At 67.9% G+C, this 23,253-nt stretch carries 37 protein-coding genes and 1 pseudogene; 34 read left to right on the top strand and 4 right to left on the bottom strand.

Features of this window, described 5'->3' with window-relative positions:
- Positions 1–52 precede the first annotated feature (52 nt).
- The 23 genes and pseudogenes from B0I32_RS16440 to B0I32_RS16340 all read left to right on the top strand — a co-directional run bounded on the left by B0I32_RS16440 (position 53) and on the right by B0I32_RS16340 (position 9,988).
- On the top strand, positions 53–682 hold the full coding sequence (locus tag B0I32_RS16440; RefSeq protein ID WP_106239775.1) for a hypothetical protein: 630 nt from the start codon (positions 53–55) through the stop codon (positions 680–682).
- Between the two features lie 35 nt (positions 683–717).
- Positions 718–1,035 carry an HU family DNA-binding protein gene (locus B0I32_RS16435; RefSeq protein WP_106239773.1) on the top strand — a complete coding sequence of 106 codons (318 nt, stop codon included), beginning with the start codon at positions 718–720 and terminating at the stop codon, positions 1,033–1,035.
- Complete coding sequence (locus B0I32_RS16430; RefSeq protein ID WP_106239772.1) at positions 1,035–1,313, top strand: hypothetical protein; 279 nt, start codon at positions 1,035–1,037, stop codon at positions 1,311–1,313. Before B0I32_RS16435 ends, B0I32_RS16430 begins: the two co-directional genes overlap by 1 nt.
- Entirely contained in the window at positions 1,310–1,618 is a 309-nt protein-coding gene (locus B0I32_RS16425; RefSeq protein ID WP_106239769.1) for a hypothetical protein, read from the top strand. Before B0I32_RS16430 ends, B0I32_RS16425 begins: the two co-directional genes overlap by 4 nt.
- Entirely contained in the window at positions 1,615–1,761 is a 147-nt protein-coding gene (locus tag B0I32_RS57700; protein WP_181307456.1) for a hypothetical protein, read from the top strand. The genes B0I32_RS16425 and B0I32_RS57700 overlap by 4 nt, the downstream gene beginning before the upstream one ends.
- Positions 1,762–1,845: 84 nt before the next feature.
- Positions 1,846–2,097 (top strand): hypothetical protein, encoded by a 252-nt coding sequence (locus B0I32_RS16420; protein WP_146178190.1) that lies wholly within the window; start codon positions 1,846–1,848, stop codon positions 2,095–2,097.
- A 41-nt stretch (positions 2,098–2,138) separates the two neighbouring features.
- A complete protein-coding gene (locus tag B0I32_RS16415) occupies positions 2,139–2,378 on the top strand; it encodes a hypothetical protein (RefSeq protein ID WP_106239765.1) in 240 nt (79 codons plus the stop codon).
- The gene (locus tag B0I32_RS16410; protein ID WP_106239763.1) at positions 2,378–2,743 is read left to right on the top strand and encodes a hypothetical protein; all 366 of its coding nucleotides are present in this window, start codon (positions 2,378–2,380) and stop codon (positions 2,741–2,743) included. The genes B0I32_RS16415 and B0I32_RS16410 overlap by 1 nt, the downstream gene beginning before the upstream one ends.
- Positions 2,744–2,756: 13 nt before the next feature.
- Complete coding sequence (locus B0I32_RS16405) at positions 2,757–3,623, top strand: hypothetical protein (RefSeq protein WP_106239760.1); 867 nt, start codon at positions 2,757–2,759, stop codon at positions 3,621–3,623.
- Positions 3,620–3,889: a hypothetical protein gene (locus tag B0I32_RS16400; protein ID WP_106239759.1), complete on the top strand. Its 270-nt coding sequence runs from the start codon at positions 3,620–3,622 to the stop codon at positions 3,887–3,889. Before B0I32_RS16405 ends, B0I32_RS16400 begins: the two co-directional genes overlap by 4 nt.
- The gene (locus B0I32_RS16395; RefSeq protein WP_146178189.1) at positions 3,886–4,416 is read left to right on the top strand and encodes an HAD family hydrolase; all 531 of its coding nucleotides are present in this window, start codon (positions 3,886–3,888) and stop codon (positions 4,414–4,416) included. Before B0I32_RS16400 ends, B0I32_RS16395 begins: the two co-directional genes overlap by 4 nt.
- Positions 4,413–4,736: a hypothetical protein gene (locus tag B0I32_RS16390; RefSeq protein ID WP_106239753.1), complete on the top strand. Its 324-nt coding sequence runs from the start codon at positions 4,413–4,415 to the stop codon at positions 4,734–4,736. Before B0I32_RS16395 ends, B0I32_RS16390 begins: the two co-directional genes overlap by 4 nt.
- Positions 4,733–5,098 carry a hypothetical protein gene (locus B0I32_RS16385; protein ID WP_146178188.1) on the top strand — a complete coding sequence of 122 codons (366 nt, stop codon included), beginning with the start codon at positions 4,733–4,735 and terminating at the stop codon, positions 5,096–5,098. The genes B0I32_RS16390 and B0I32_RS16385 overlap by 4 nt, the downstream gene beginning before the upstream one ends.
- 12 nt (positions 5,099–5,110) lie before the next feature.
- Positions 5,111–5,284: a hypothetical protein gene (locus B0I32_RS57695; RefSeq protein WP_181307454.1), complete on the top strand. Its 174-nt coding sequence runs from the start codon at positions 5,111–5,113 to the stop codon at positions 5,282–5,284.
- Complete coding sequence (locus tag B0I32_RS16380; RefSeq protein ID WP_146178187.1) at positions 5,281–5,700, top strand: hypothetical protein; 420 nt, start codon at positions 5,281–5,283, stop codon at positions 5,698–5,700. The genes B0I32_RS57695 and B0I32_RS16380 overlap by 4 nt, the downstream gene beginning before the upstream one ends.
- Positions 5,697–6,014, top strand: a complete 318-nt coding sequence (locus tag B0I32_RS16375; protein ID WP_106239745.1) for a hypothetical protein — start codon at positions 5,697–5,699, stop codon at positions 6,012–6,014. The genes B0I32_RS16380 and B0I32_RS16375 overlap by 4 nt, the downstream gene beginning before the upstream one ends.
- A 304-nt stretch (positions 6,015–6,318) precedes the next feature.
- Positions 6,319–6,537 (top strand): annotated as a pseudogene (locus B0I32_RS59855) (DnaJ domain-containing protein); the annotation flags it as partial.
- Between the two features lie 121 nt (positions 6,538–6,658).
- Positions 6,659–7,096 (top strand): phospholipase D-like domain-containing protein, encoded by a 438-nt coding sequence (locus tag B0I32_RS16365; protein ID WP_146178186.1) that lies wholly within the window; start codon positions 6,659–6,661, stop codon positions 7,094–7,096.
- A 240-nt stretch (positions 7,097–7,336) separates the two neighbouring features.
- Positions 7,337–7,657, top strand: coding sequence for a hypothetical protein (locus tag B0I32_RS16360; RefSeq protein WP_106239739.1), 321 nt, complete (start codon positions 7,337–7,339; stop codon positions 7,655–7,657).
- Positions 7,654–7,908, top strand: coding sequence for a hypothetical protein (locus B0I32_RS16355; protein ID WP_106239736.1), 255 nt, complete (start codon positions 7,654–7,656; stop codon positions 7,906–7,908). Before B0I32_RS16360 ends, B0I32_RS16355 begins: the two co-directional genes overlap by 4 nt.
- A gap of 226 nt (positions 7,909–8,134) precedes the next feature.
- Entirely contained in the window at positions 8,135–8,857 is a 723-nt protein-coding gene (locus B0I32_RS16350) for a hypothetical protein (RefSeq protein ID WP_146178185.1), read from the top strand.
- 2 nt (positions 8,858–8,859) lie between these two features.
- Positions 8,860–9,501 (top strand): hypothetical protein, encoded by a 642-nt coding sequence (locus tag B0I32_RS16345; RefSeq protein ID WP_106239731.1) that lies wholly within the window; start codon positions 8,860–8,862, stop codon positions 9,499–9,501.
- Between the two features lie 76 nt (positions 9,502–9,577).
- The gene (locus tag B0I32_RS16340; RefSeq protein ID WP_106239729.1) at positions 9,578–9,988 is read left to right on the top strand and encodes a hypothetical protein; all 411 of its coding nucleotides are present in this window, start codon (positions 9,578–9,580) and stop codon (positions 9,986–9,988) included.
- 457 nt (positions 9,989–10,445) lie between these two features.
- On the opposite strand, the gene B0I32_RS16335 is transcribed toward B0I32_RS16340, so the two are convergent.
- A complete protein-coding gene (locus tag B0I32_RS16335; RefSeq protein WP_146178184.1) occupies positions 10,446–10,979 on the bottom strand; it encodes a hypothetical protein in 534 nt (177 codons plus the stop codon).
- Between the two features lie 165 nt (positions 10,980–11,144).
- On the opposite strand from B0I32_RS16335, the gene B0I32_RS57690 reads away from it, so the two are divergent.
- Positions 11,145–11,636, top strand: coding sequence for a hypothetical protein (locus B0I32_RS57690; protein WP_181307452.1), 492 nt, complete (start codon positions 11,145–11,147; stop codon positions 11,634–11,636).
- Positions 11,637–11,791: 155 nt separating this feature from the next.
- On the opposite strand, the gene B0I32_RS16325 is transcribed toward B0I32_RS57690, so the two are convergent.
- Positions 11,792–12,010, bottom strand: coding sequence for a hypothetical protein (locus B0I32_RS16325; protein WP_106239725.1), 219 nt, complete (start codon positions 12,008–12,010; stop codon positions 11,792–11,794).
- A gap of 881 nt (positions 12,011–12,891) precedes the next feature.
- Between B0I32_RS16325 and B0I32_RS57685 the strand changes: the two genes are divergently transcribed.
- Positions 12,892–13,335, top strand: coding sequence for a hypothetical protein (locus B0I32_RS57685; RefSeq protein WP_181307450.1), 444 nt, complete (start codon positions 12,892–12,894; stop codon positions 13,333–13,335).
- Positions 13,322–14,146: a pentapeptide repeat-containing protein gene (locus B0I32_RS16315; protein ID WP_106239721.1), complete on the top strand. Its 825-nt coding sequence runs from the start codon at positions 13,322–13,324 to the stop codon at positions 14,144–14,146. The genes B0I32_RS57685 and B0I32_RS16315 overlap by 14 nt, the downstream gene beginning before the upstream one ends.
- 222 nt (positions 14,147–14,368) lie before the next feature.
- Here the strand turns inward: B0I32_RS16315 and B0I32_RS57680 are convergent, their stop codons facing one another.
- Complete coding sequence (locus tag B0I32_RS57680) at positions 14,369–14,542, bottom strand: hypothetical protein (RefSeq protein WP_181307449.1); 174 nt, start codon at positions 14,540–14,542, stop codon at positions 14,369–14,371.
- 1,053 nt (positions 14,543–15,595) lie between these two features.
- Between B0I32_RS57680 and B0I32_RS16305 the strand changes: the two genes are divergently transcribed.
- The 6 genes from B0I32_RS16305 (at position 15,596) to B0I32_RS16285 (ending at position 21,173) form a co-directional block, all read left to right on the top strand.
- Positions 15,596–16,657: a hypothetical protein gene (locus tag B0I32_RS16305; RefSeq protein WP_106239716.1), complete on the top strand. Its 1,062-nt coding sequence runs from the start codon at positions 15,596–15,598 to the stop codon at positions 16,655–16,657.
- A complete protein-coding gene (locus B0I32_RS56455) occupies positions 16,654–16,836 on the top strand; it encodes a hypothetical protein (protein WP_146178182.1) in 183 nt (60 codons plus the stop codon). Before B0I32_RS16305 ends, B0I32_RS56455 begins: the two co-directional genes overlap by 4 nt.
- Positions 16,836–17,441, top strand: a complete 606-nt coding sequence (locus B0I32_RS58820) for a RyR domain-containing protein (protein ID WP_219911840.1) — start codon at positions 16,836–16,838, stop codon at positions 17,439–17,441. Before B0I32_RS56455 ends, B0I32_RS58820 begins: the two co-directional genes overlap by 1 nt.
- Positions 17,441–18,073, top strand: coding sequence for a ParB N-terminal domain-containing protein (locus B0I32_RS16295; protein WP_106239714.1), 633 nt, complete (start codon positions 17,441–17,443; stop codon positions 18,071–18,073). The genes B0I32_RS58820 and B0I32_RS16295 overlap by 1 nt, the downstream gene beginning before the upstream one ends.
- A 581-nt stretch (positions 18,074–18,654) precedes the next feature.
- The gene (locus tag B0I32_RS16290; protein WP_219911839.1) at positions 18,655–19,761 is read left to right on the top strand and encodes a DNA cytosine methyltransferase; all 1,107 of its coding nucleotides are present in this window, start codon (positions 18,655–18,657) and stop codon (positions 19,759–19,761) included.
- Complete coding sequence (locus B0I32_RS16285; protein WP_106239709.1) at positions 19,761–21,173, top strand: asparagine synthetase B family protein; 1,413 nt, start codon at positions 19,761–19,763, stop codon at positions 21,171–21,173. Before B0I32_RS16290 ends, B0I32_RS16285 begins: the two co-directional genes overlap by 1 nt.
- A 50-nt stretch (positions 21,174–21,223) precedes the next feature.
- On the opposite strand, the gene B0I32_RS16280 is transcribed toward B0I32_RS16285, so the two are convergent.
- Positions 21,224–21,838 carry an RICIN domain-containing protein gene (locus tag B0I32_RS16280; RefSeq protein ID WP_146178181.1) on the bottom strand — a complete coding sequence of 205 codons (615 nt, stop codon included), beginning with the start codon at positions 21,836–21,838 and terminating at the stop codon, positions 21,224–21,226.
- Positions 21,839–22,085: 247 nt separating this feature from the next.
- Between B0I32_RS16280 and B0I32_RS16275 the strand changes: the two genes are divergently transcribed.
- Positions 22,086–22,841, top strand: a complete 756-nt coding sequence (locus B0I32_RS16275) for a class I SAM-dependent methyltransferase (RefSeq protein WP_106239707.1) — start codon at positions 22,086–22,088, stop codon at positions 22,839–22,841.
- 14 nt (positions 22,842–22,855) lie between these two features.
- Complete coding sequence (locus B0I32_RS16270; protein WP_106239704.1) at positions 22,856–23,248, top strand: hypothetical protein; 393 nt, start codon at positions 22,856–22,858, stop codon at positions 23,246–23,248.
- The last annotated feature ends 5 nt before the right edge of the window (positions 23,249–23,253 follow it).

The following is a 23,253-nucleotide window of genomic DNA, read 5'->3' as shown; positions in this document are numbered from 1 at the left end:
CCCGGCCCTCCCCCAGGGCCGGGCACCCAACCCCTCTTCAAAGGAGACCGACATGCGACCTCTCTACGTGGAGTCCGAGCACCTCAGCACCGACCGGATCGGCTACATCCGGCACGAAGAGGAGGCGGCTCTGTCGATCGGCGCCTACCGGCTGCCCACGTCCACGACGGACCTGGGCGCGCTCAAGGCAGACGTCATCATCTACAAGAAGATCGCGGAGGCGGCCGAGCACGCCTTCCGCGACTTGATGGCCCGCATCGCGTGGCTGGAGAACCGAGAGGAGCAGCGCCGCCTGGCCGCCGCGCACAACCACGCTCCCGCCGCCCAGCCCGCCCCCGCTCCCGCCTCAGCGGCACCGGCCACGCAGCCCGTCCCCGCCGCGAAGCCCGCGCCCAAGCCCACGTCGAAGCACGAGCCGTGCCGGTGCGGCTCGCCGGCCGCGCCGTCCATGGTCCACCGGCAGGACGCGCCCTGCCACCCGATCAGCACCAAACCCTGCCCCACCTGCCAGGGCAACGGCTGCCCCAACTGCTCCGGCAGCGGCATCGCCGATCTCAACCCGCCCGAGCAGACCCGCCACCTGCAGCCCGTGGTCGACGGCGGCGACGCCCGCGCGCCCATGTCGAGCACGACCGCGTTCCACCCGCCCGCGCGGCCTCCGGCGGCCGCGCCGGGCCGCTAACCCTCGAACCACCGCGAAAGCAGAGAGAAGGACAGATGAAGATCAGCACGAAGAAGACCGCCAACCTCGACGACATCGCCGAGCTCGTCGCGAACGCGACCGACCTCGACTTGAAGACCGCGAAGAAGGCCGTCACGGCGACCCTGTACGCCATCGAGGAGAAGGTGGCCGAGGGCAAGAAGGTCGTGTTCATGAGCTTCGGCCGGTTCGAGGCCGTCCTGCGGCCCGCCCGCACGGCGCGGAACCCCCGAAACGGCTCCGAGGTCAACGTCCCCGAGACGTGGAAGCCCAAGTTCACGCCGGGGTCGGGCTTCCTCGGCCTCGTCGCGGAGAAGCGGGCGGAAGCGAACTGATGCAGTACCGCACGTTCCGAGGGTGGGCCGGGCTGCGAGTCCATGCAGCCTGGAACCCCGAGCGGCGCACGTTCACCGCGTACGGCCGCGACCGGCACGACACGATCGTCTGGCAGATCGGGCAGGACGACGTCGAGCTACCGACCATCACCGCCTTGCAGCAGGCGCTGGAGCCCCTCCGCGCCCACCTGACGGTTGAGGTGGTGGCCGCCCTCCTGGGAGACCAGGAGGGCGGCCCCGCCGCTCTCGCCCTCGCCGGGGTGGGAGGTGACCAGTGATCGGGATCCCGGACGCCGCGTTCGTCGTCGGCGGCGTGGTCGCCGTCCTTAGCGGGCTGATCGTGGCCAGCTACCTGTCCAGCTCGCAGCGCAACCACCGGTGCCGGTGGTCGCCGGTCGCGGTGTGCACGGTGAGGCACGGTCCGTTCCTGCCAGAACAGACCGCTGTGCTCAAGCGGTGCGACCGCTGCGGCGACCTGGCATCTTCGACGCTGGTCGGCGCGTGGACGTACGCCCAAGTGATCGGCCTCGACGCCGAAGCGGGGGTCGCGGCCGGCACCGGCGCCGAAAGCGCTGCACGGTGAAGCCGCTGTTTTTCGTCGCCATCGGCGTGCTGCTCGCCCTCGCGGCCTTCGCCATCCTCGCCTGGGTCTTGAGCCAGGCCGACGACGACCGCGTCACCCAGCGGGACACCCCGCCACCCGGATATCTGCAGGCCAGCGCCTAGCAGGCTGTCCGTGAGGGGGTGTGCTGGTCACGGCAGGGGCCGTGACCAGCACACCCCTGTTCCGTATCGAGAGGAGAAACAGCTGTGAGACCCCTTGCTGTCCTGGTCGTGTGGGCCGCCCTCACGGCCGCGCTGTCGGCGCTGGCGTTCGCGTGGGCGCCGGTCGGCTACGTGCTCATCCCCATCGGCGCGATCGGCGTCGCGTTCGTCGTGATGGTCGTCGTCGACGGCTTCGCCGAGGAACTGCAGCGCAGGCGGGCGGTCCAGCGCTGGCAGCGGCAGAGGGCGGAGTTCCTCGCCCACCGCGCCCGGTTCGAGCGCACCGGCGACGAGTGACGTCGCAGAAACCCACCCCACCAACGGAAGGAAACAAGCACGTGAGCGACTCCATGGATGAGCAGAACCCCCCGAGCAACCGCAAGAAGAAGCGGGCCCGCCGGATCGACGGCAAGCGCGTCGTCCGGCAGAAGAAGAAGCCGACGCAACTGCCCCGCCACTACGTGGAGTGCGGCGACAAGGCCACGGTCGTCGAGGGCCACGGAGTGACGGCGGCGGACCTGGCCAGCGCCCGCGCGATGGTGCTCGGCCTGGCGATCGCGTCCACCGGAGGCATGTGATGGTGAAGCCGGGCGACTGGCTCGCCAACGCCCGCGTGCGGGCCTCCATCGTGCGCGAAGTCCTGGCCGTACGGGAACGCCAGCACCGCGAGCACGGCCAGCAGCAGTACCCCGACCACGCCACCTACAGCCGGGAGGAATTCCAGTACCTGCAGCTGCTCGCCCAGGCCGAACGGCAGATCAACGCCGACCCCGAGCTGAAGTCGTGGCCGTCGATCCTGCTGGAGCAGGTGTACGGCGCGCTCGCCGCTGACGAGCTGGCCAGCCTGCGCGCGGGCCTGATCCAGTCGGCCGCGGTCATCACGGCGTGGGTCGAGGACATCGACACCCGGACCACCGTGGGGGGCGGTGGCGATGGCAGTTGACCAGGCTCGCCGCGTGAAGGCGAGCACCCGGCAGCGGAAGGCGCACCGGCTCGGCATCAAGACGCGTCGAGACATCGCCCCCGTGATCCGGCATCTCCAGCTGCTGCGCCGCACCATGAGCATCCACGAGATCGCCGAGGCAGCGTCCATGGACTACACCTCCATCTGGAAGATCCTGCACGGTGCACGCGCAACCGTCCTGCCGGCCACCGAACGGAAGATCCTCGCGGTGGCCCCCATCAACGGGGCCCTCCTGCTGGACTCGACCGGGTCCCGGCGGCGCGTCCAGGCGCTCGCCACGGCGGGCTGGACTGGCGAAGAAGTCGGCAGGCAGGTCGCGGCGAGGCGAGGCGACGCCTGGGCCAACATCACCCGCGTCCTGAAGGGGCAACGGATCACAGCGAGCCTCGCCCACGAGATCGCCGCCGTCTACGTGGACCTGCAGCAGCAGGCGCCGCCCCCCACTACCGCCTCCAAGCGGGCCAAGGAGCGAGCCCAGCGCAACCGGTGGGCGCCGCCAGCCGCGTGGGAGACCGTCAACATCGACGACCCCGACGCACTGCCGGACTGGTCAGCGGTGCTGTGCGAGTTCGCCGCGTGCAGCCGGCCGGTGAAGCCAGGCCGTGCCCTGTGCGAAGCGTGCGACAAACAGCGAAGAAAGCGCGGCACGCTCGACGGCTACACCCCGGCCAGGAATGGGAGCGCCCTCGTCGAGGACGCCCTGTGGATCTCCCAGCAGCAGGGGTGGTCGCTGCGGGAGGAGAACGGGCGGCAGCTGGTCGCGGAGCGTCTCGGCGTGACCCTCGACGCGCTGGAGCGCAGCCTCTACCGGCACACAAACACGCAAGCGGAATCGCTGGCGGGAAAGGAAGCCAGATGAGGGGGAGACGTCAGGCGCTCACGCCGATCGAGGCCGACCGGCACTTCGGCTACTGCAAGGAGTGCGGCCGCGTCCGCTACGCCACCAAGAAGCGGGCCAAGGCCGCGGCCCGGCAGCTCCACCCGGGCCGGAACATGCGGGCCTTCCCCTGCGACACCTACTGGCACTTCGGCCCGCACACCGCCGCCAAGAACAACACCAGCTTCCAGGGGGTCCGGCCGACCCTGGTCATCGTGGACGAGGCCGTGTCGTGGGAGGCGTCATGAACAGGACCATCGCGGTCGACTTCGACGGAGTGATTCACCGCTACAGCCGGGGATGGTTCGACGGCACGATCTACGACGAGCCGGTGCCTGGCGCGCTCGACGGGCTCCGCACGCTGATGCAGCACTACGCGGTGTTCATCCACACGTCCCGGTCGCCGCAGGACGTCGCTCCGTGGCTCGTGCAGCGCGGATTCGACGTGCAGGTTGAGTACCCCGGCGACCCGACGCAGTTCTGGACGGAGCGAGGTGCGCTGCTGGTGACGCGGAGGAAACTCCCCGCGCTGGCCTACCTCGACGACCGGGCGGTGCAGTTCACGTCGTGGCCGCTCGCGCTCGCCGAGCTGCTGCCAGCCGACGCCGCGGCGACCACGCCGCCGGGCAGCGTCGACCAGGTGCAGGTGTCGGCCGAGGACCTGCGCAGCCTCGTGCAGCTCGCGCGCTGCCACGTCGAGAACCTCTGGATCACTCCCGCTGAGGACCTGGCGCTCATTGAGCGGATCCACGCCCAGCTCGGCGGTGAGAAGTGAAGAGATCACGTGTGGTCCAGGTCGGCGCGGTCGTCGCTATCTCGGCTCTTGTCACCACCGCCTGCTCGGGCGACGAGGTGACAGCTGACTGCGTGCTCGCCAAGCCGCAACCGGACGGCAGCTACCTGGTGGTCGACGAGCACCGCTGCAGCGGCGACTCCCACGGCGCGTACGTGTACGTGTACGGCGGCGGCCGGTCCAGCACGGTTGTGCGGGGCGGCACCACGGTGCGGCCGAAGGACGCCCGGATCGTCACCAGGAAGGGAACCGTCGTCCAGCGCGGAGGGTTCGGCAGGGGCGGGAAGGGCGGCGGCGGATGACGACCCCGAGGCCGAGAATCAGCTCCGACCATGGGCAGGCTCTGGCCCGCAACCTCTACCGGCATCTGCAGCAGGAAGGGGTGTCGCCAGAGATGGCCGAGCGCGCCGTACGTCACTTCCACGCGGACCTGACGGCCTGGTCCGACCCCGAGCCGTTCACCCTGGGCTACACCGGGTGGCGGGGCGCGCGCCGGGAGAAGGTGCAGGCCGACCTGGCGCGCATCCGCGACGACGTCGGCGCGTTGCGGCTCATCGTCGGGTTCGACCCGGACAAGCGCCGCCCGAGCGGCGGCGACATGCACGCCTACGACTGGGCCATCGGCACGCCGGGCGTGACCGTGGAGTGCCTGCCCGCGCCGTGACACCTTCCCGAGTTGGACAAGGCGGCCGGCCACTACCGCAACGGCGCGATCGTCGAGCGGACCCTGCTCGCGGCTGGCAGGCGAGGAATGTTGGCACACCTTCACCCGGAGTCGCGCGGCGCGGCCGGCACCGCCGCGTACGCGCGGTGGCGGGGCCTGGAAGTGATCGAGGAGGAAGCAGTATGAACATGGATCCGTTGCAGGACCAGATCGACGCCGCGGCTGCGGAGGCGGGCCGTTTCGCCGCTGGCGTGTTCCGCGAGGGCACGGTGAACAGCCCGAGCGGGTGGATCGAGCAGGTGGCGGACGACTTCCTGAGGGCCTACCTGGGCGACCCGCGCAGGTGCGAACACCTGGGATCGCCTCGGCCGACGTTCGGTTCGCTGTCGCAGATGGGCGTGATGAGGTGCCTGCCGTGCTTCACCTCGTGGTTCTCGGAAGACGCGTGGTCGGCGTGCAACCGGTGCGGCCAGGTCGGCGATACGACCGTGAGCGCCGTGACGATGGGCCCGATCGTCGTCGTGCTGTGCCTGTGCAACGGCTGCCACGGGGTGCTGCTCGCCGAGCAGCTGCAGGACCACCGAGAGGAGGGGCAGCGGTGACCAGTGTGCTGGAGGAGGTCGGCTTCGACCAGGAGGTGGCGCAGCTGCTCGACGCCGGGGAGCCGGAGGTGCGCAGGTGCATCATCATGGACAACGGCGCGCAGTGCCGCCACGAAGTGGTGATCGTGCTGCTGCTGGGCTGCGTCCACGAGCACGCGGGCGAGACCCCGCTGTGCCAGTACCACGTGGAGGACGTGGCGCACGGTGAGATTCGCTGCCCCCTGTGCTTCCTGGTGGAGAAGCCGCACTCGTGCCGCCTGGAGGTGCTCGCCGAGATCACAACGCTGGGGGAGCGGCGTGTTTTCGAGGGCTGACCTGAAGCCGTGCCTGGGCCGGGGAGGCCGGCCCGGGTGTGGCAAGCCGGTGCGGTGGACGAAGACGGAGTCCGGGTTGCCGTTCGCCGTCGACCCGGAGCCGCATCCGGCGGGCAACACGGCGGTGTGGCGCGACGTGACCGGGGTTCTGCGGTCGCGTCGCGTCACCACGCAGAGGCCTCGCGCGCCGCACGAGAAGCTGATGATGCCGCACGTCGCGACGTGCAAGCCGCGGCCGAGGAGGGCGACGCCTCCTCCTCCTGGGGGTGGCGGTGGTGGTCGGGTGCAGCGGCCGGCGACTCCCGTGCTGGACCTGTACGGGGTGCTCGGGGTCGAGCGGGCCGCGAGCCAGGACGACATCAAGAAGGCGTACCGGCGGCTGGCCCGGCAGCTGCACCCGGACATCAACCCGAGCAAGGAGGCGGAGGAGCGCTTCAAGAAGGTGACGGAGGCGTACGCCGTGCTGTCGGACCCGAGCCAGCGGCAGCTGTACGACGTGACGGGGCGCCCGCCGAAGCCGGGACGGAGTTAGGAGGATTGACGTGACAGATGGTCGATGCCAGCGAAACCGCTGGCCTTATGGTGTGGACCTGCTGATATGACCGCCCTTCCCTCAAGGACGATGATGCGCGACAGGGGGAGTGGTGGCGGAAAGCCTGGTCGGGGAGGTGTCCGCGTGGCTGGGCTCTCCGGCTGCTCAGGGGATGCCTGCGTCGGACCGGTTGGTGCTGATGATCATTGCGGAGCGGGCGCACAAGGGGTCGCGGCGGATGCTGTGGCATCGCGGGGACCGCAGGGACGACGGCACGAAGATCACGTTGACGGAGACGTTGCAGATGCGGACGGGGCTCGGCGAGCGGGGTCTGGGCGACGCGTTGAAGCGGCTCGCGGCTCGCGGGGTCGAGGTGCGGATACAGATCGACACGGACAAGCTCGGCAGGCCGGTGTTCGCTCGTCGGGGGCACGCGGTGGACTACCACCTGCCGCTGTTGCCGGCGTCGGTGGAGCTGCCCCCGGCGCCGGTTAGGTCACGCTCTGACCGTGGCCAAACCCCTCGGGAAGAGCCTGTGGATAACTCCTAAACGATCATGGAATCGGGGGGAGTTAGGTCACGTCTGAGCGTGGCCCGTAGGTCACGCTCAGACCGTGACCTAACCGCGAGTTAGGTCACGTTCTAGCGGGGGCCCCTATCCCTACTAGCTATCCCTTCACTATGTCCATATATGGATCCCGCCGTACACATGAACGTGGAAGGGGACAAGATCACGCACCCAGGAACACGACAGCTCACGCAAGCAATAACGCACACAGGAAGGACCCCCATGGCCCACGCCAAGCACGACGACAAGCCCACCCTCCGCCACGCCTACGGCCCCCTCGCCGCACTCCTCACCGAGATGCGCGCCGACTGGGACCTCGACCAAGTCCTCGCCGAGCTCGTCGGCTGCCCCTGGAACGCCCACCTCGTCCTCCAAGCGCTCCTCGCCGCGAGGGACGACACCAGCAGCCGGCTCCGCGTCCGCGACGCCGTCATCAAGATCCGCAGCCAGACGCAGCAACTCACCCCCGAGCAGTACGCCGCCCACCGCGCCCACGCAGAACGCGCCCTCGGTCGGCCCGCCACCACCGGAGAGCAGGCATGAGCATCCACACCATCGTCCTCGCCTGCGACGGCTGCGCCAACGTCTGCGGCATCACCGCACCCACCAGCATCAACGACGCACGAGGAACCGCATCCGCCGCCTTCGGCTGGACCCGAGACGGAGACCTCGACCACTGCGCGACCTGCAGCCGCGGACACGACCCCGGTGATCTCTCCTCGTCGCTGATGGTCTTCCCCCACGACGGGACCCGCACGTTCGGAACCCACCCAGACCCCCCTAGAACGCGCTGAGACGCAAGCTGAAGCGCTAGCGGGATGGATCCGACCAGAACCACTAGGGACATGATCAAAAACGCTCCACGGGCAAATCAGGGCCCTACAAGGGAAAGCGGGCAAGAGGAGGTAGGGAGAGGAGAGGGGAAAAGGGCGTGAGGCCAGGCCACAACGTCTGCCACCTGGGCATATGCGCACCGGAGGGTGGTTGTACCGAAAGCGAAACGACCTATAAGCTTTAGCCATGAACACCAGACAAGCGCGGGGGGTGGCCACCTTGGTGTGTGCCGTCCTCATGATCGCGCTACTCGCCCCCGTGGCGGCGGCATGGGGCGCGTCCCCCGTAGGTGGGGGAGACCCGCCCACGACCGTCACACCTGAGCCTGAGGTCACCGTGACTGAGACCGTCACCACGGGCCCGACCGTCACGGTTCCCGTGACCACCACGGCCACGGCCACCACCACGGCCACGGCGACCGCCACCACCACGGCGACCGTCACGGCCACGGCCACCCGCACGGCTACGGCCACCACGACCGCCACGGCCACCACCACGGCGACCGCCACGGCAAGCCCGTCCGTGTCCGTGTCGTACGTGACCACGGGCCCCCTCCCGGCGGTCCCCACACCCGCACCTGGCTTGCCCGCCATCACGGGTAGCGCGCCCACCACGGCGGCGGCCAACACGGGCGTACAGATGCCGGTAGCAGCGTGCGCCACCCCCCCGATTCCGGGCGTGGCGTGCGTGCCCGACACCCCCGCACCCGCCACCCCCAACGCGGCCCCCGTGGGCGGGGATGACCCGATCCCCCTCCCCATGCTGATCACGGCAATCGTGACCGTGGCAGCAGCCGGAACGGGCATCTGGCTTGTCCGGCGGGCGGCCCGTCATTCACGCAAGCAAAAGCGCTTGCCGGACCCCACTACCAACCCAACCCAGAGCGACACCCAGACTCAGGAGATCTGATCATGGCTGAGAACACGACCGACACCACCACCCCTGAGACCGTCCTCACCCCCGACCAGGTGAACGCGCTCATCCCCGTGTTCGCGTGGCTCACCCGCGCGGAGACCCCCAAGGGGGGCAGCTCCCGTGGCACGGCGAACTACTGGTCGTTCGTCGGGGGCATGCGCCCGTCCATCGCGACCCTGGTCGCCGTCCACCACTTCGGGGAGCTGAAGGGAGACGCGCTGATCGGGGAAGACCTGATCGACGTTCCCGACCTTCCCGACTTCCCTGACAGGTTCGTCTTCACCCAGAAGCGGACAAAGGCGGTCGCGCGGCTCACCACCCTCCGCCACGTCGGGATGCACCTCCTGAACGTGGGCGCGGAACACCCTCTCGCCCAGCCTGCCGGGGTGTCCGTCCCGGACCTGGCTAAGTGGCTCAAGGCGGCCGACCCGCAGGCTATGGATCGGGTCGTCGCGGAGCGTGAGGCCACGCGTAAGGCCCTTCAGAGGGAAGCTGCCGGAAAGCAGCTTGAGGAGCAGGTCAAGAACCTCGCGGCCGCTATCAAGGTCGCGGAGGACAACGGGCTCGACGTGACTGCCATGCGCGCCATGCTCGACGCCGTCAAGGCCCAGCAGACGTCCGAGCAGGCGTCCGAGTAGCACCCCCAAGCCAGGCCACGTACCCGCGTGGCCTGGCTCCCCTCCCAACCAACCCACAGCCAGAAAGGCAAACCCCATGCCGTACAACACGACCCCCACGAACGACCTCATCGAGGAAACGGCGGAGCTGTACGCGCTCCTTATGGCGGAGCTGTTCATCCCGGTTGCCGTCCTCCTCCAGTCGCCGGAGGACGGACCCCGGAACGTGGTGGTTCAGTTCGGCCCGTCGCACTGCCAGGGCGTAGAGAACGCCGCCATGTTCTGGCATGAGGCGATCACGACGCCGCTCATCGCCGCCCACGTGGCGGCGCACGAACTGCAGGAGGTGACGGAGGATCGTTGCCGACGCAAGGTGGCGTCCAACTCGCCTTACGCCGTGGAAGCGCGCAAAGAGGTGAAGCGACTCCGCGCCATCATCGGAAACAGCGACATGGCGATCCGTCGCGAGCTTCGCGGGCTCCAGGTGAGGTTGACCAGGGGCATCTAGTTTCACCGCGCTAACGCGCTCAGGGCTCCACACGCTGGCACGCGTGTGGAGCCCTTCCCGTTTTCCTCCGGCCGCACCGACCCCCCACCCCCCGGGGGGAGGGGGGCCGGGGTGCACTTGGCGTCGCTGTGCTGCCCTGCCTTGCTCTGCTGTGCTGTGTCCTGGTGCTGGTGCATGCTGGTTGGTGTGTGGGTGTCGTTTGAGGTGGCTGCGGTTCGTGCTGGTGTTGATCGTTCGACGTTGGGCCGGTGGGTTAATGCTGGTCGTCTCCGGTGTCTGGTGGTGGATGCTTCGACTGGGTTGCCGAGGGCGCGCCGGCGGGGGGAGGCGGGGGGCTTGGTGAATGTGCGGGAGTTGTTGGAGGTGGAGGTGGAGCGTCGCCGTTCGCGGGGCCGGCCTGGGCCGCGTCTGCCCCAACTTGTCGATGTCGAGGTGAAGGCGGCTCGCCGTACCTGAGCTACTTCGACATGAGCTCGTATGTCCAAGTTGTCAACAGGCCCACGGCATAACCGGTCACCGACGCCAGCACATAGAAGAACCACTGTGTACGGCGCTGGCGGCTGTCCAAGTCGTCCGCCTGGACTTCGAGGTAGTCACGCATACCCTCCGCTGCCCGCTGGTACTTCGCCGCCAGGTTCTGATCCGACTCCGACTGCAGTCGTGCATGATGGGCCTGCTGTTTGAGCTGCTCGATGACCTCGGCTCGGTGCGTCGCCATCACCTGTAGCTCGCTCAACTCTGCGGACAGGGCAACCAGTTGGTGAGCGGCTATCGTCAGACGTTCCTCAAGTGCAGGGTCTTGCACATCAAGTAACTTCTCATAGAGCCTCACGATCTCTCGCTCATGTTTCGCGATTGCGTCTGCTTCCTTCTTCGACTTACGGCCGAGGTAGCCGGAGGGGCCAAACGCGGCAAGAATCCAGACGACGAAGAAGACAATCGTGTTGGCCGGGCTCGGGAACGGCGCTGCAGCCACCGCGCCGAGCAGCATGGAGAACCCCATCACGACCATCGCTATAAGAAGCAGTCTCTCCGTCTTCCGCCTCTGAGCGCGTAGGGCTCGAAGCGCCTCGCGGCGCTGCGCAGGCAACATCGGCAATCCCGACATAACCTGACGATACGGGGCTCATCGCGGATGGGACAGGTGGCGCGAGTCATGTCGGGTTTCCAGCTTGTGGCGTCCCTCGTGAGCTCTCTAGCCTGGCCTGTCGCTGTGGTGGTGGCGGTGGTGGTGTTGCGCCGGCCGTTGGCGGCGACGATGGGGCGGGCGAAGCGGTTGGAGGCTGCGGGGGTAGCGGTGGAACTGGCCGAGGTGGAGCAGGCTCGGGAGAGCGTGGAGGAGGAACTAGCGCAAGCCGACGCGCGGGGCGCGTCCGTCGGAAACGCTGAGATAGATGGGCTGGTGGAGAGGGCTGCCGAACTGGGCTGGCACCTGGGGCGACTCGCGCCGCACAACGAGCCGGATGTGGTGGTGGACCGGTCAGGAGAGAGCCCGGTGGTTCGGTCGCTCAGCGAAGAGGTAATGCGGAAAGCCGTCGAGGAAGGGCAGCATGCGCACAGTTTCCGACTACACGTGGCGGACCTGAGCGATCCTGGCCATCCTGCGGCTCGAAGCCTTCCGCAGTGGTTGAAGCGGCCTCGCCCATAGCGTCGCCAATCGTGGCATAACTCACGATAACGTCTCTTATCGTGAGTTAGAGATATGTTTCGTTACGCAAGTGAAAGAGCTAGCGGCTTGGCATGTAGTTCAACAAGTTCCTGGGAGCGCCGAACCGGACGGCACGACCCACAAATGCATACTCACTAGTGCGCAGCCAAGAAGAGCGCAAGGACCACAGCGGCGAGGGCCAACACGACGATCACCCATATCGCATGGACAAGCAGCACCACAAGAAAGATCGTTACCAACAGAATCCAAGCCGACACCAGGAGTGCGGTGTTTCGCGGCAGATTCCTCCAGGCCCAAACGTGCCCTACAACATTGATGAGGGCTGCAATGGCGAGCGCCCACTGCATCGACATGGCGTTCTCCTAGCTCTTACCTCGACAGAACACCTGAGCGTCTCCAGTTGTAAACCAATGGCCAGCAAAGATCTGGGGCCTGCCCTCAGCCCCCAGCCAAACAGGAGATGACGATGAGCGGTTGACACGCACGCTGCTTGACGAACAGCAGAAGCTCCGGGGCGGCCGCGAGCTGGGATCCGCCGACAACGCCGCGCTCGACCAGGCGGCCGAGAAGTTCGAGTCCCGCGCCGACAACACCCTGCGCGCCTATGCCTCCGACTGGCGGGCCTGGGAGCGGTATGTCAGCCGTGCGCATCCCGCTGGAGGTCGGCACTCCGGGAGCGTTCCTCGGGTTCGTGATCTGGCTGGGGAAGGAGGGCAGGGCGCCGTCGACGATCGAGCGGAACTTGTACGGCGCGGCGGTGTCCCTGCGGGAGCGCGGGGTCGCCGTGCCCCCGGCGCGCCTGGCTGGCGTGGGCGGCGGCTGCGGACCTCGACCCGGACGGGCCCGCATTCCTGCGCTTCAACCGGCGCAAGATGCTGGGTCCGATCACGGGGCAGAGCATCGGGATCGCGGTCACGGCGGCGGCCGAGGCGGTGGGCCTGGACGGCATCACCGGGCATAGTATGCGCGCCGGCCTCGCCACGGCGGCGCGGGCGGCCGGGCACGACACCAAGACGATCGCCGTGCAGGCGGATAGTCGCCGAACGGCACTGCGTTGCACGAGTATCTGCGGATCGTGGACCAGTGGGCGGACAACGCCACGGCGGGCATCGGCATGTGAGGCCCCGGAACCTTCGTAGCTGTGGGCGTCCGTCAGAGCCCCCGGTCACGCCTAGGTTGTGCGAGTTGTCCTGAAGCCGTGCGCGGCACGACATGGTCGGCTTACGGTCAGTGCATGAGCGTCTGGGTGCTTGCGTTGTGGGGGCTGGGCGGAGGTCTGGCCATCGAGGCGCTGGAATTTTTCAAGGCGGCACGGAGAGTGGGGCGAGGGTGGCCGTGGCGTTACCCGTACGGACCGGGCGGCGGCCCCTATTTCGTCTCGGTGCTCGTCCGAGCGGCACTGAGCGCGGTGGTCGCGGGCGCCGCAGGAGCTTCGGTGGACTGCGTGACGCCACTCATTGCGTTTGCCTTGGGCACGGCCGCACCTCTCATCCTGGAGAAGCTCAGCCAACAGATTCCCGTACAGGCGGACCTGCCCCTGGCTGATGCTCCGGCTGCGTTTCCAGCGGCGGGTGCCAGCGGCCCATCGTTGTCACAAGAGTTGCTCAACCTCCGGGAACACCCGTCAAGTGAAGCGGAGATCACTGGTGTGGAGGAGGGGCGAGATGCTGCGCGCTGACTCGCTGGCGGGCCGAATCGTCGCAGCCTTCGCCCGCAGTTCGCCCGCCTTCCGTCCATCAGGGGAGGGCCGGATCGGGCGGTGGTCGGCGGCCTGGACACGTACCGCTCCTGCATTCGGTAATACCTGGGGCACCGGCCTGGTAAGTACACCCCTGAGCGGCGCTGATCTGAGCGACACAGATCTGAGCGACACGGACCTGACCGGCGCGGACCTGGCCGGCGCCAACCTAAGCCGTGCAACTCTCGTCAGCGTGCGTCTGATCGGTGCGAACCTAAGCGGTGCGAACTTGTCCGGCGCGACCTTGATTAGCGCAACCCTTAGTGGCGCGAACCTGAGCGGCGCACATCTCAGCGGCGCAAAGCTGAGCCGAGTGAACTTGACCCACACGGACCTGACTGACGCGGACCTGACCGACGCGGACTTGGCTGGCGCGTTCTTGGCTGACGCGTTCCTCATCCGCACGGACCTGTCCGGTGTGAACCTGATCCACGCCAACCTGTCTGGCGCGAAGCTCATCGACGCGGAGCTGGCTGGCGCAAACCTGACCCGCGCGATTTTGGAGAGCGCGAGGTTGATCGGAGCCAACCTTGCCAACGCGAACCTGACCGGCGCCAACCTCATCGGCGCTGACCTGGACGGCGCTAACCTGATCCGTGCGCTCCTGCCCCAGGTGGTGTGGAGCGATTGGACGCACTGGCCCACGGCGGAATGGGCGGAGCGGATGAGAGTAGCGTCAGATCGGTTGCCGGACGGGCGGTGGCGAGTGCGAACCGAAGACGTTTCAGACGACGCCTTGGTGCTCATCTGAAGCAGGGCTGCGCTGCACGAGTACCTGTGGATCGTCGGCCAGTGGGCTGACAACGCCACAGCGCGCATCCGAATGTGAAGCGGGCAGTGTAAGGACGCGGTGAGATTCACGCCGTCGCAGCCTGACCATAGAGCGCACAGTGCGGGCCTCGCACGCTGAGGTGCTCGGCCCGCATGGTGTTGAGCAGGTAGGGGACGGGTTAATCGATCGGCGGAGGAACGGCTAGAGGTAGATGTGAACCTCCCACGTCGGCTGCATCTGCCCGCAAACAAGAAGCACAAGGATCACCACGGTGACGGGGATCACCGAGATCCATGGCCGCTCACGATCCCAGAGCGGGTTGAGGCACAGGCTCCACACGTCGATGATCCAGGGCATGGGCAGCAGGTTATGCACGATCACTCCTTCGGTCGGTGATCCAACCGAGGCCCTGGTCCGTGGCGTAGAGTGGAGTTGTCGACGCTCCACCCCGGCCACGGTCCTGAGGACTCGGTCGGTATCATTGCTCGCCTCTTGGGGCCCTTTACCCCGGGAGGTCGAGCAGTTTTTATTATCTAGGGTTTCTTCTCCGTGTGCGCACCAGTTCGATCCGCAAGGAGTCGTCGCGCACCCGGCTTCCGATCTTCCAAGAGCCCTCAATCGCTTAGTACATGCCAAGTCTTCCCAGGTAGAGTGTGCAGTCATTTAATACGACCGCCGACGCGAATAGTGCCCTAGTATAAATAGTCCAGCAATACTCTCTGGCATTTATCTCTATTAATCCCTGTGGAGCATCCTTCCTGGCTGGAGGGTGTGGAGCCTTTATCGCGCGCGTTTATATAAGCGAGCCCTGCCCATCTGCCGATCGCCAAGGAGTCCAACCCGGGTCAAGGTTATGACTGTCTGGCAGGCGGCAGGGTCGGTTGTGCACCCTGATCGGCTCCACGTCTGGGTCGGCTTACCGGAGGAGTTCGACCTCCCCTGGGGAGGTAAGGAAACTCTGTCTCTGCAGCCATATGCCCGGATGCTCGAACACCTTTACTCGGAGGGTCGCCGCCCGCCGAAATCGATCACGCCGCCGCCCTCTCTCTGATCGTGAGCTTGCCCCTGGATGCCCTCGGCCGCGTCTGGTTGGCGGATCAGGGTTGCGGAGGCTTGACAACAGTGCATATGCTGCCCGCCAGAGTGGAACACGCATGCCAAAGTGCTTGCATGTTTGCTCGTACGCGTCTCTGAGCCCGCGCGTGTTGCCCGTTCAAGGCGCGCCGCATGGCTCTCGACCCCCCCATGAGTCGATCTTGTCTCAGACGCTCTGAGACGCGAAACGAGCTGGAAGGCCCCGATCCCCTTGATGGGACGGGGCCTTCCCCATGTTCACCCGGCCCCGGCACGGCCCTGCGCTCATCGGGGGAGGCGCGGAAAACGAGCCGGGGCCGGGCCCTCCACCCCTCGCCACCTGGAGGCCCCCTCGTGCACTGGCACTCCCGCGACAACCGCAAGGACGACGGCCACCCCACGCCCGGCCTGCTGGTCGATCGAAGCGTCTGGCTCAACGACGCGCCCCGCCTCATGCTGCGGTGCCGCCTGCTCGGCCACAAACCGGTCATCGACGGGTACGGCCGCCACAAGCGCGGCCTGGCGGCGCGCCGCTGGGTCACCTGCGACCGATGCGGCGTCCGCCCCGACCCGCAGGGCGACCTCACCCCCGAAGAGTGGCCTCTCGGCTCCCGCTACGACGGCCTGTACGAGACGCCCGAGCGGCACGTCCTCACCACCGAGGAAGTGCGGGCGGCCATGAACCGCGTCCGCGCCGGCCTACGGCTGCCCGGCCCGTGGCCAGCCAAGCCCACCGGCAGCCTCGGCGCGCAGGTCCTGCTCGACCGCACGTTCGGCGCGTTCTCGATCGCGTTCGAGGTCGGCTGCGCTGGCGGCGACAACACGCTGGCAACGCACATCCGGCTCAACCCGCTCGGCGCGCTCTACCTGCACACCGAGGGGTTCGGCACGTGGCTGCAGCGCCGCCTGAACCCAACCGGCTACACCGCGCGCGTCATCGAGGTGTCGGTCAGCGAGTGGGCGCTCCGCTGGAAGCTGTGGGCCCGCGAGCACGAGTGGTCACGAGACGATCCGTGGTGGATGCACGGCAGCGTCAGCTTCGACCTGGTGGAGAAGCTGCTCGGCCCCAAGCGGTACAGCTCTCGCCCCGTGGAAGGCCCGGTCATGGGCTGGATCCTCATGCCGGAAGGCGACCGCCACCAGGTGCAGCTCACCCTGAAGCGGGTCCGGCTCGGCCGCCCGCGCGCCGAGTGGGCCGCGAAGTACCACTGGGCGGTCGAGTGGGAGTCGGCCACGCCGATCGTCACCCGCCCCGGCAGAGGAGGCACCACCGCGGCGTCGGTTCCGGTGCCCGAGGAGGCCGTCGAGGCCCGCTGCTGGGACGTGCTGGCCTGCACGCTGGCCGCCAAGCAGCTGAGCGAGCGCCGAACCGCGTACGGCTACCAGCCGCAGACCACGGACGGAGGCACCCCGTGAGCGCCACTTTGATCCGCTGGTCCGTCGCCGCGACCATCAACGACAGCGACCACCTGCCCGAGGACACCAGCGTCGACGAGGTCACCGTCGAGATCGAAGAGGTCCTCGCCGACGCCCTCGACGCCTGGTACAAGCGGCGCGGGCACCAGCTGCTCGCCTGCGAACCGGTGGTGGCGTGATGGCGATGACGGTGCCCGGCAGCCTGATCTTCCGGGTCGGCTCCCAAGACGTCCTCCTCGGCGAGTTCTTGCTGCCTCTCAAGGCGGTCCCCGGCGACGAGCCAGGCGAGATGTCCCTGCTCCTGGACACGAAGGCGTTCCGCGCGGACATGGCCGAGCTGCTGCGCGAAGCCGCGGCCGAGGTGGAGAAGCTGCCCGACGACGACCCCCGCACCCCCGAAAACCCCGAGGACCCCGACATGAAGGTGTATGTGACCACGATCGCCCGCGTCTGCCACGAGGCGAACCGCGTCATGCAGATCGCCGCCGGTGAGGCTCCGTCGCCGCACTGGGCCGACGCGCCCGAGTGGCAGCGAGAGTCCGCGGTCCAAGGCGTCCAGGCGGCGCTGGCCGGCGCGACTCCGCAGGAGCTGCACGAGCGGTGGTGCGAGGCGAAGACGGCTGAGGGCTGGACGTACGGCCTGATCAAGGACGACGAGGCGCGCACGCATCCGTGTCTGCTGCCGTACGCGGCGCTGCCGCAGTCGCAGCGGGTCAAGGACCACCTGTTCCACGCAATCGTCCGCGCTTTCCCCGCGACGTCGCCGGCCGAGGCGGAGGCGTGATGAAGCGGTACATCAAGTACATGCCGATCCCGGAGATTCCCTCCGCGAGTCGGAACGCCAAGGACCACGACCTGTCGAGCATCCGCAGGTCCATCGAGACGTTCGGGTGCGTGGTCGCCGGAGAGGTAGACGAGCGGACCGGCCGACTGGTCGCCGGGCACGGCCGCAAGGAAGTCCTGATGCAGATGCAGGCCGAGGGCGCGAGCCCGCCGGAAGGCGTGCAGCTGGGCGAGGACGGCACGTGGATGGCGGCCATCGTGCGCGGCTGGCGGTCCCGGTCCGACGCGGACGCCGAGGCGTACATGATCGCCCACAACCGCACCAACGAAAAGGGCGGATGGGACCAAGACGTGCTGGCGCTGTCGCTGCAGGAGATCCGGGCGGCTGACGAGGCGCTGCTTGCGGCCACGGGCTACTCCGAGGACGAGGCGGCCACACTGCAGGAGGCGCTCGCGGCGGACGCACACATCACCGAGGGCGTGCTGGACTACGACGAGCGGTACGGCGTCGGCGGCGGCACCCGCGACGCGGACGGGCCGTCGCCGGAGGGCTTCCAGGAGTTCGACGACGACATCTCGACCGACTACCAGTGCCCGCGCTGCGCGTATAGCTGGAGTGGTAAGCCCAAGTGATATCAACGAAGGCCGAGCGGCAACGCGCCGCCTAATGGGAAAGGCCCCCGAGCAAGTCGGGGGCCTACTGGGCCTTAGTGGAGCCCAGCCCGGTCGCGGAAGATCTCATACACGAGCCGTGCAACCGAGGCTGCTGCGGCTAAAGATCCCGGAAGCCACCACCAACGGCTCCGCCTCTCCGGGTCGCGATCCATGATCTTCCCTTCTCCAATAACGAGGCGGGCCACATCCCGGCCTATGAGCCTCGTTACGGGAGCAAACCAGGCTCATAGGTGGGCGGGTAGGGCCCGCATCGCTCAGGATTCGGGTAAGGACAGTGAATCTTGATCGGAGATCCGCTTTTCAACGCGCCCCTCAAGGGTACCTCCGGGAGCTGTTCAAGCAAGGTAGACGTTCGGAGTACACCGTTCGACTCTGAACGACGGGTTCCGTGTGGAAGAGGTGGAGCGACTCGCCACGCAGCTGACCGATTCTCGTCTTCGCATTGGCCTGTATGGCTCAGGTCACCTGATCGTGCTGGACTCCAAGCCCTCTCTCGACTGGATTGGTCCATGCCCCCTGCCAGAGATTCACGGCCACAAGTGGAGGCCGCACCCCTGACCAAGCTGCCGTACCGAGTGCCGACCATGGCCGAGGTCCGGGCGGTGCCGTGGAACGGCTTCAACGCCGTCAGCACCTTCTCCGGCTGTGGCGGTTCGTCGCTCGGCTACCGCACGGCCGGCTTCCGCATACTTTGGGCGTCGGAGTTCATTGCCGCAGCCGCCGAGACCTACCGGGCCAACGCCGCGGCGTACACCCACCTCGACACCCGCGACATCCGCCAGGTCACCGCGAAGGACATCCTCGTCCGGATCGGCCTCAAGGTGAGAGAGCTCGACCTGCTCGACGGCAGCCCGCCGTGCGCCGCGTTCTCCTCCTCGGGCAAGCGCGAGGCCGGGTGGGACACCGTCAAGACCTACAGCGACACCAAGCAGCGGGTGGACGACCTGTTCTTCGAGTTCACGCGCCTCCTCGGCGACCTGCAGCCCAAAGTGTTCGTCGCGGAGAACGTCGCCGGTCTGGTGCAGGGCACCGCGAAGGGCTACTTCAAGGAGATCCTGGCCGCGCTGCGCAAGCCCGGATACCGCGTCACGGCGAAGCTGCTCGACGCACAATGGCTCGGCGTGCCGCAGGCCCGGCGTCGGCTCATCTTCGTCGGCGTCCGCGATGACCTCGGCGTTGACCCTGCCCACCCAGCGCCGCTGCCGTACCGGTACACGGTGCGCGACGCGATCGGCGACCTGCCGGGCGCGCACGACGACCTGGCCGAAGACCCGGAGACCGGGCAGCCGCTCACGCTGCGCGGCTACGCCGTGGAGAAGTACTGGCACGAGCTGCGGCCCGGCGAAGGCCACAAGAAGCGGACCAGCCTCAAGCGGATGGCGTGGGACCAGCCCGCGCACACCATCGTGGCCAGGGCGGGCACCGCTGGCACCGCCGCGCTCACCCACCCCGACCACCCGCGCTACCCGTCGCTCGCCGAGCTGCGCCGCCTGGGCGGCTTCCCGGACGACTTCCAGCTCACCGGCTCCTACTACCGCCGGTGGGAGCGGATCGGCCGCGCCGTGCCGCCGGTGATGATGGCGCGGATCGCTAAGACCGTGCGCGATCAGGTGCTCGTGCCGCTACGAGACGCGGGGAGGATCTGATGTGCGGTGTCGTCGCCGGCCTCGGTCGGCTCGACTTGGCCCCGGCCGTGGCGGCGCTCACCCATCGTGGGCCGGACGCGTCCAGCCTGGTCGAAGTGGACGGCGTGCATCTCGGACACACCCGGCTCGCGGTGCAGGACCTCGACAGCCGATCCGACCAGCCGTACCGGGACGGGCCGGTCACGGTCGCCTACAACGGCGAGATCTACAACGCCGCCGAACTGCGCCAGGCCGTCGAGGAGCGCGTCCCTGGCCGGGGCTGGGCGACGACGGGCGACACAGAGGCCCTGGCCGCCGCGCTCGCCGTGCTCGGCCCCGAACGAGCCCTGCCGATGGTGAACGGCATGTTCGCCGTGGCGTGGGCCGACGACCGGCGGCCGGGCGTGCTTCACGTCGCCCGCGACCGGCACGGCGAGATCCCGCTGCACCTGCACCTGGCGCAGCCCGTCATGGCCGCGTCCGAGCTGCGCGCGTTCGCCGCGGCTGGCCGCCCGATGGCCGCGCACCTGATCGCGGACGTCCCCGCCGGGCAGTGGGGGACATTCCACGGCCGCCGCGCCCAGTGGAGCCGCTTCCACACCCAGCGGTGCACGCCGGCGGGCTACACGCTGGAGCTCGCGTCGGCGACGCTGAAGGACACGCTGGCGCGGGCGGTACAGCGGCGGCTCATCGCCGACGTGCCGGTGTGCGCGCTGCTGTCCGGCGGCATCGACTCGGCCGCGATCACGTACGAGCTGGCGCAGCACGTGCCCGATCTGGTGGCGTACACCGCCCGCATGGACCCGAAGTCTCGGGACCTGCGGTGCGCGCGCGAGACCGCAGAGCAGCTCGGGATCCGGCTGATAGAGGTGGACATCCCGGCGCCGACCGCTGACGACCTGGCCCGCGTGGTGTCCGTGATCGAGATGCCGCACAAGGCGCAGGTGGAGATCGGGTGGGCGTGCCTGCAGCTCGCCGAGCGGATCCGCTCGGACGGCTTCAAGGTCACCTACTCCGGCGAGGGCAGCGACGAGCTGTGGGCCAGCTACGGGTTCGCCTTCCACGCGCTGCAGAAGACCGACTGGCACATCTACCGGTGCGACCTCATGGCGGCGCAGGCCCGCAAGAACTTCCCGCGCGTCAACAAGACGTTTATGGCGCACTCGGTGGAGGGGCGGTTGCCGTTCTGCGACCCCGACGTGGTCGATCTGGCGCTGTCGCTGCCGCAGCACGCCGTGGCGGACGGCAAGGCCCACCCCAAGGCGGTGCTGCAGCGCGCGTACGCCGGGCTGCTGCCCGACGCCGTGGTGAGGCGGCCGAAGGTCGCGTTCCAGGACGGGTTAGGTTTGAAGACCGCGATCATGGACGTGCTGCCGAACCCGGCCCGTTTCTACCGCGCCGAATACCAGCGCCTCGTCAGGAACAGTGCATGAGATGTACGCTTCGCCATCCGCAAGCTTCATCTCGTCAGGACAGGAAAATACTAGTATCGCTTGAACTCCCAGACTTGATTGACACGGTTCGCAGCCTTTCTAAGATCGGTGGGATGGAAGCAGTCCCATATCTGTAGGGGAGCATTGGGGCGTGGCCACTCAGGGTAGGCCCCGTTGTGGACGTCGAGGCACTTGCCGCTGCTGACGCTCACGAGGATCCTGAAACCCTTGTGGGGGCCGGAGTAGAAGCTATCCGCTCTCCACCGCTGGTTAGGGCCCCCGTGGCAACCCCACAAGACTACGGCCGCGCCATTGGCTTTACCGTCATGTGCCACATCCAAACACTTCGTCCCGTTCAGGCCGGTCCATCTGATTAGATCGCCTGTGATGCCGGGCGAGCTCTCAAAAAAGAAGGCATGGTAATTGCCGCCGATTCGGGCACCCAATCGGATACGCCTACCGAGGACGCATTCAGGGTTCTCGATGTTGTAGCGACATTCGCTGGGGATGTCGACGAAGAGTTGTCCGCCTGTGATCTTGTTGTTGATCCAGGTGTCGGGGCCGCGATCGCGGTTGCTGTCCATTTTCGCGAATGCAGGGAGTGGTGCGGCGAAAACTAGCAATGGCGCGATGATCGCGTTCAGGTAGCCCTTGGTCTTCGACATTGCAACTCTCCTCGCTGTCCCTGTCGCAGAAGTCCGCCGACTAGGCGGCCCACGAGATGCGGAAGCAATAAATGAAGTCTATCGCCGGATTTTTCAGACCAAGACAATGCACATTCAATTTCCCGCCAATGAATCTATTGGGAAAATCTGACCAACCGGGCACGTTTAATTTCCAATCGCCCGTCTTTCTGGATATGTCGCCTTTACATGTCGGTCTAAAGAGGATTCTCCCTTGACTGGTGCACGGTTGCCGCGTCAGAGAGACGCTGACGTCGCCGAACGGTTCGACACTGGCGGCTGGCAGTTCACGCCCGAGGTGGTCGAGGTGTTCGACGACCACGTGCGCGCCAGCGTCCCGCACTACGACGTGATCCAGGACCTCGTGGCCGAGACGACCGACTGGCTCGTCCCGGCCGGCGGCCTGGTCGCCGACCTCGGAGCGTCGACCGGGGCGTCAGCGCGGCGCATCCTGGAGCGGCACCCTGACCGGGGCGTCCGGTTCGTGTTGTACGACGAGCAGCCCGCGATGCTCGACCAGGCCGCCGTCGAACTGCGCAAGCTCGCCTCCAAGGTGGGCGGCGTGTACGACGCCATGCTCAGCGCGACCCGCATCCAGGACGGGCCGCTCGCGCATGAGGACGCCGACCTGACCTTGGCGCTGTTCACGCTGCAGTTCCTACCGCGCAAGGAGCGGGTGAAGGCGCTCCGGCTCGCCCGGCAGCGTTCGGCCGAGAGCGGCGCCCTGATCGTCGCCGAGAAAATCCGCGCCATCGACAGCCGGTGGGCCGAGATCGGCCAGGACGTCGCGCACGACTACAAGGCCGCGCACGGCATCAGCGACTCGGCGATCCGAGCCAAGGCGAAGGCCCTGCGCGGGGTGCTGCGGCCGTACCCGCAGCAGGCCACCGCGGACGCCATGGTCGCGGCCGGATGGCACGCGCCGGAAGTCCTGTTCAGGTGGCATTCGTGGGCGGTGATCGGGGCTTTCGCCTCTGCCCAGTAGCGAGGGGGTGACCGATGTGGTTCGACGAGCGGCCTGCCCCGGACTGGAGCATCGAGTTGCCGCCGGGCCTGGAGCTTCTGAACTCGAATCAGCGGCTGCACCCGATGGCGAAGGCTCGCGTCACGAAGCTGCTGCGCCGCGCTGGCCACAGGGCTTCCCTGGCGGTTGGCCTGCCCCGGCTTGAGCGGGTGTACGTCGTTGGCGAGCTCCGGCCGAACGACAGGCGTAGGCGCGACCCCGGCAACTGGTATCCGTCCGCGAAGGCGGCGGTGGACGGCGCGATGACCGACGCCGGCGTGCTGGTGGACGACGACGCCGAACACCTGGTCGGGCCGGACATGCGGCTCGGGCCGGTGGTGAAGGGCGGGCAGCTCGTGCTGCACGTCTGGCGCGGCACCGACGCCTGACGCCC

Source organism: Nonomuraea fuscirosea, from assembly GCF_003001935.1.
GTDB lineage: Bacteria > Actinomycetota > Actinomycetes > Streptosporangiales > Streptosporangiaceae > Nonomuraea > Nonomuraea fuscirosea.
This window is presented reverse-complemented; position numbering and strand designations above follow the sequence as displayed.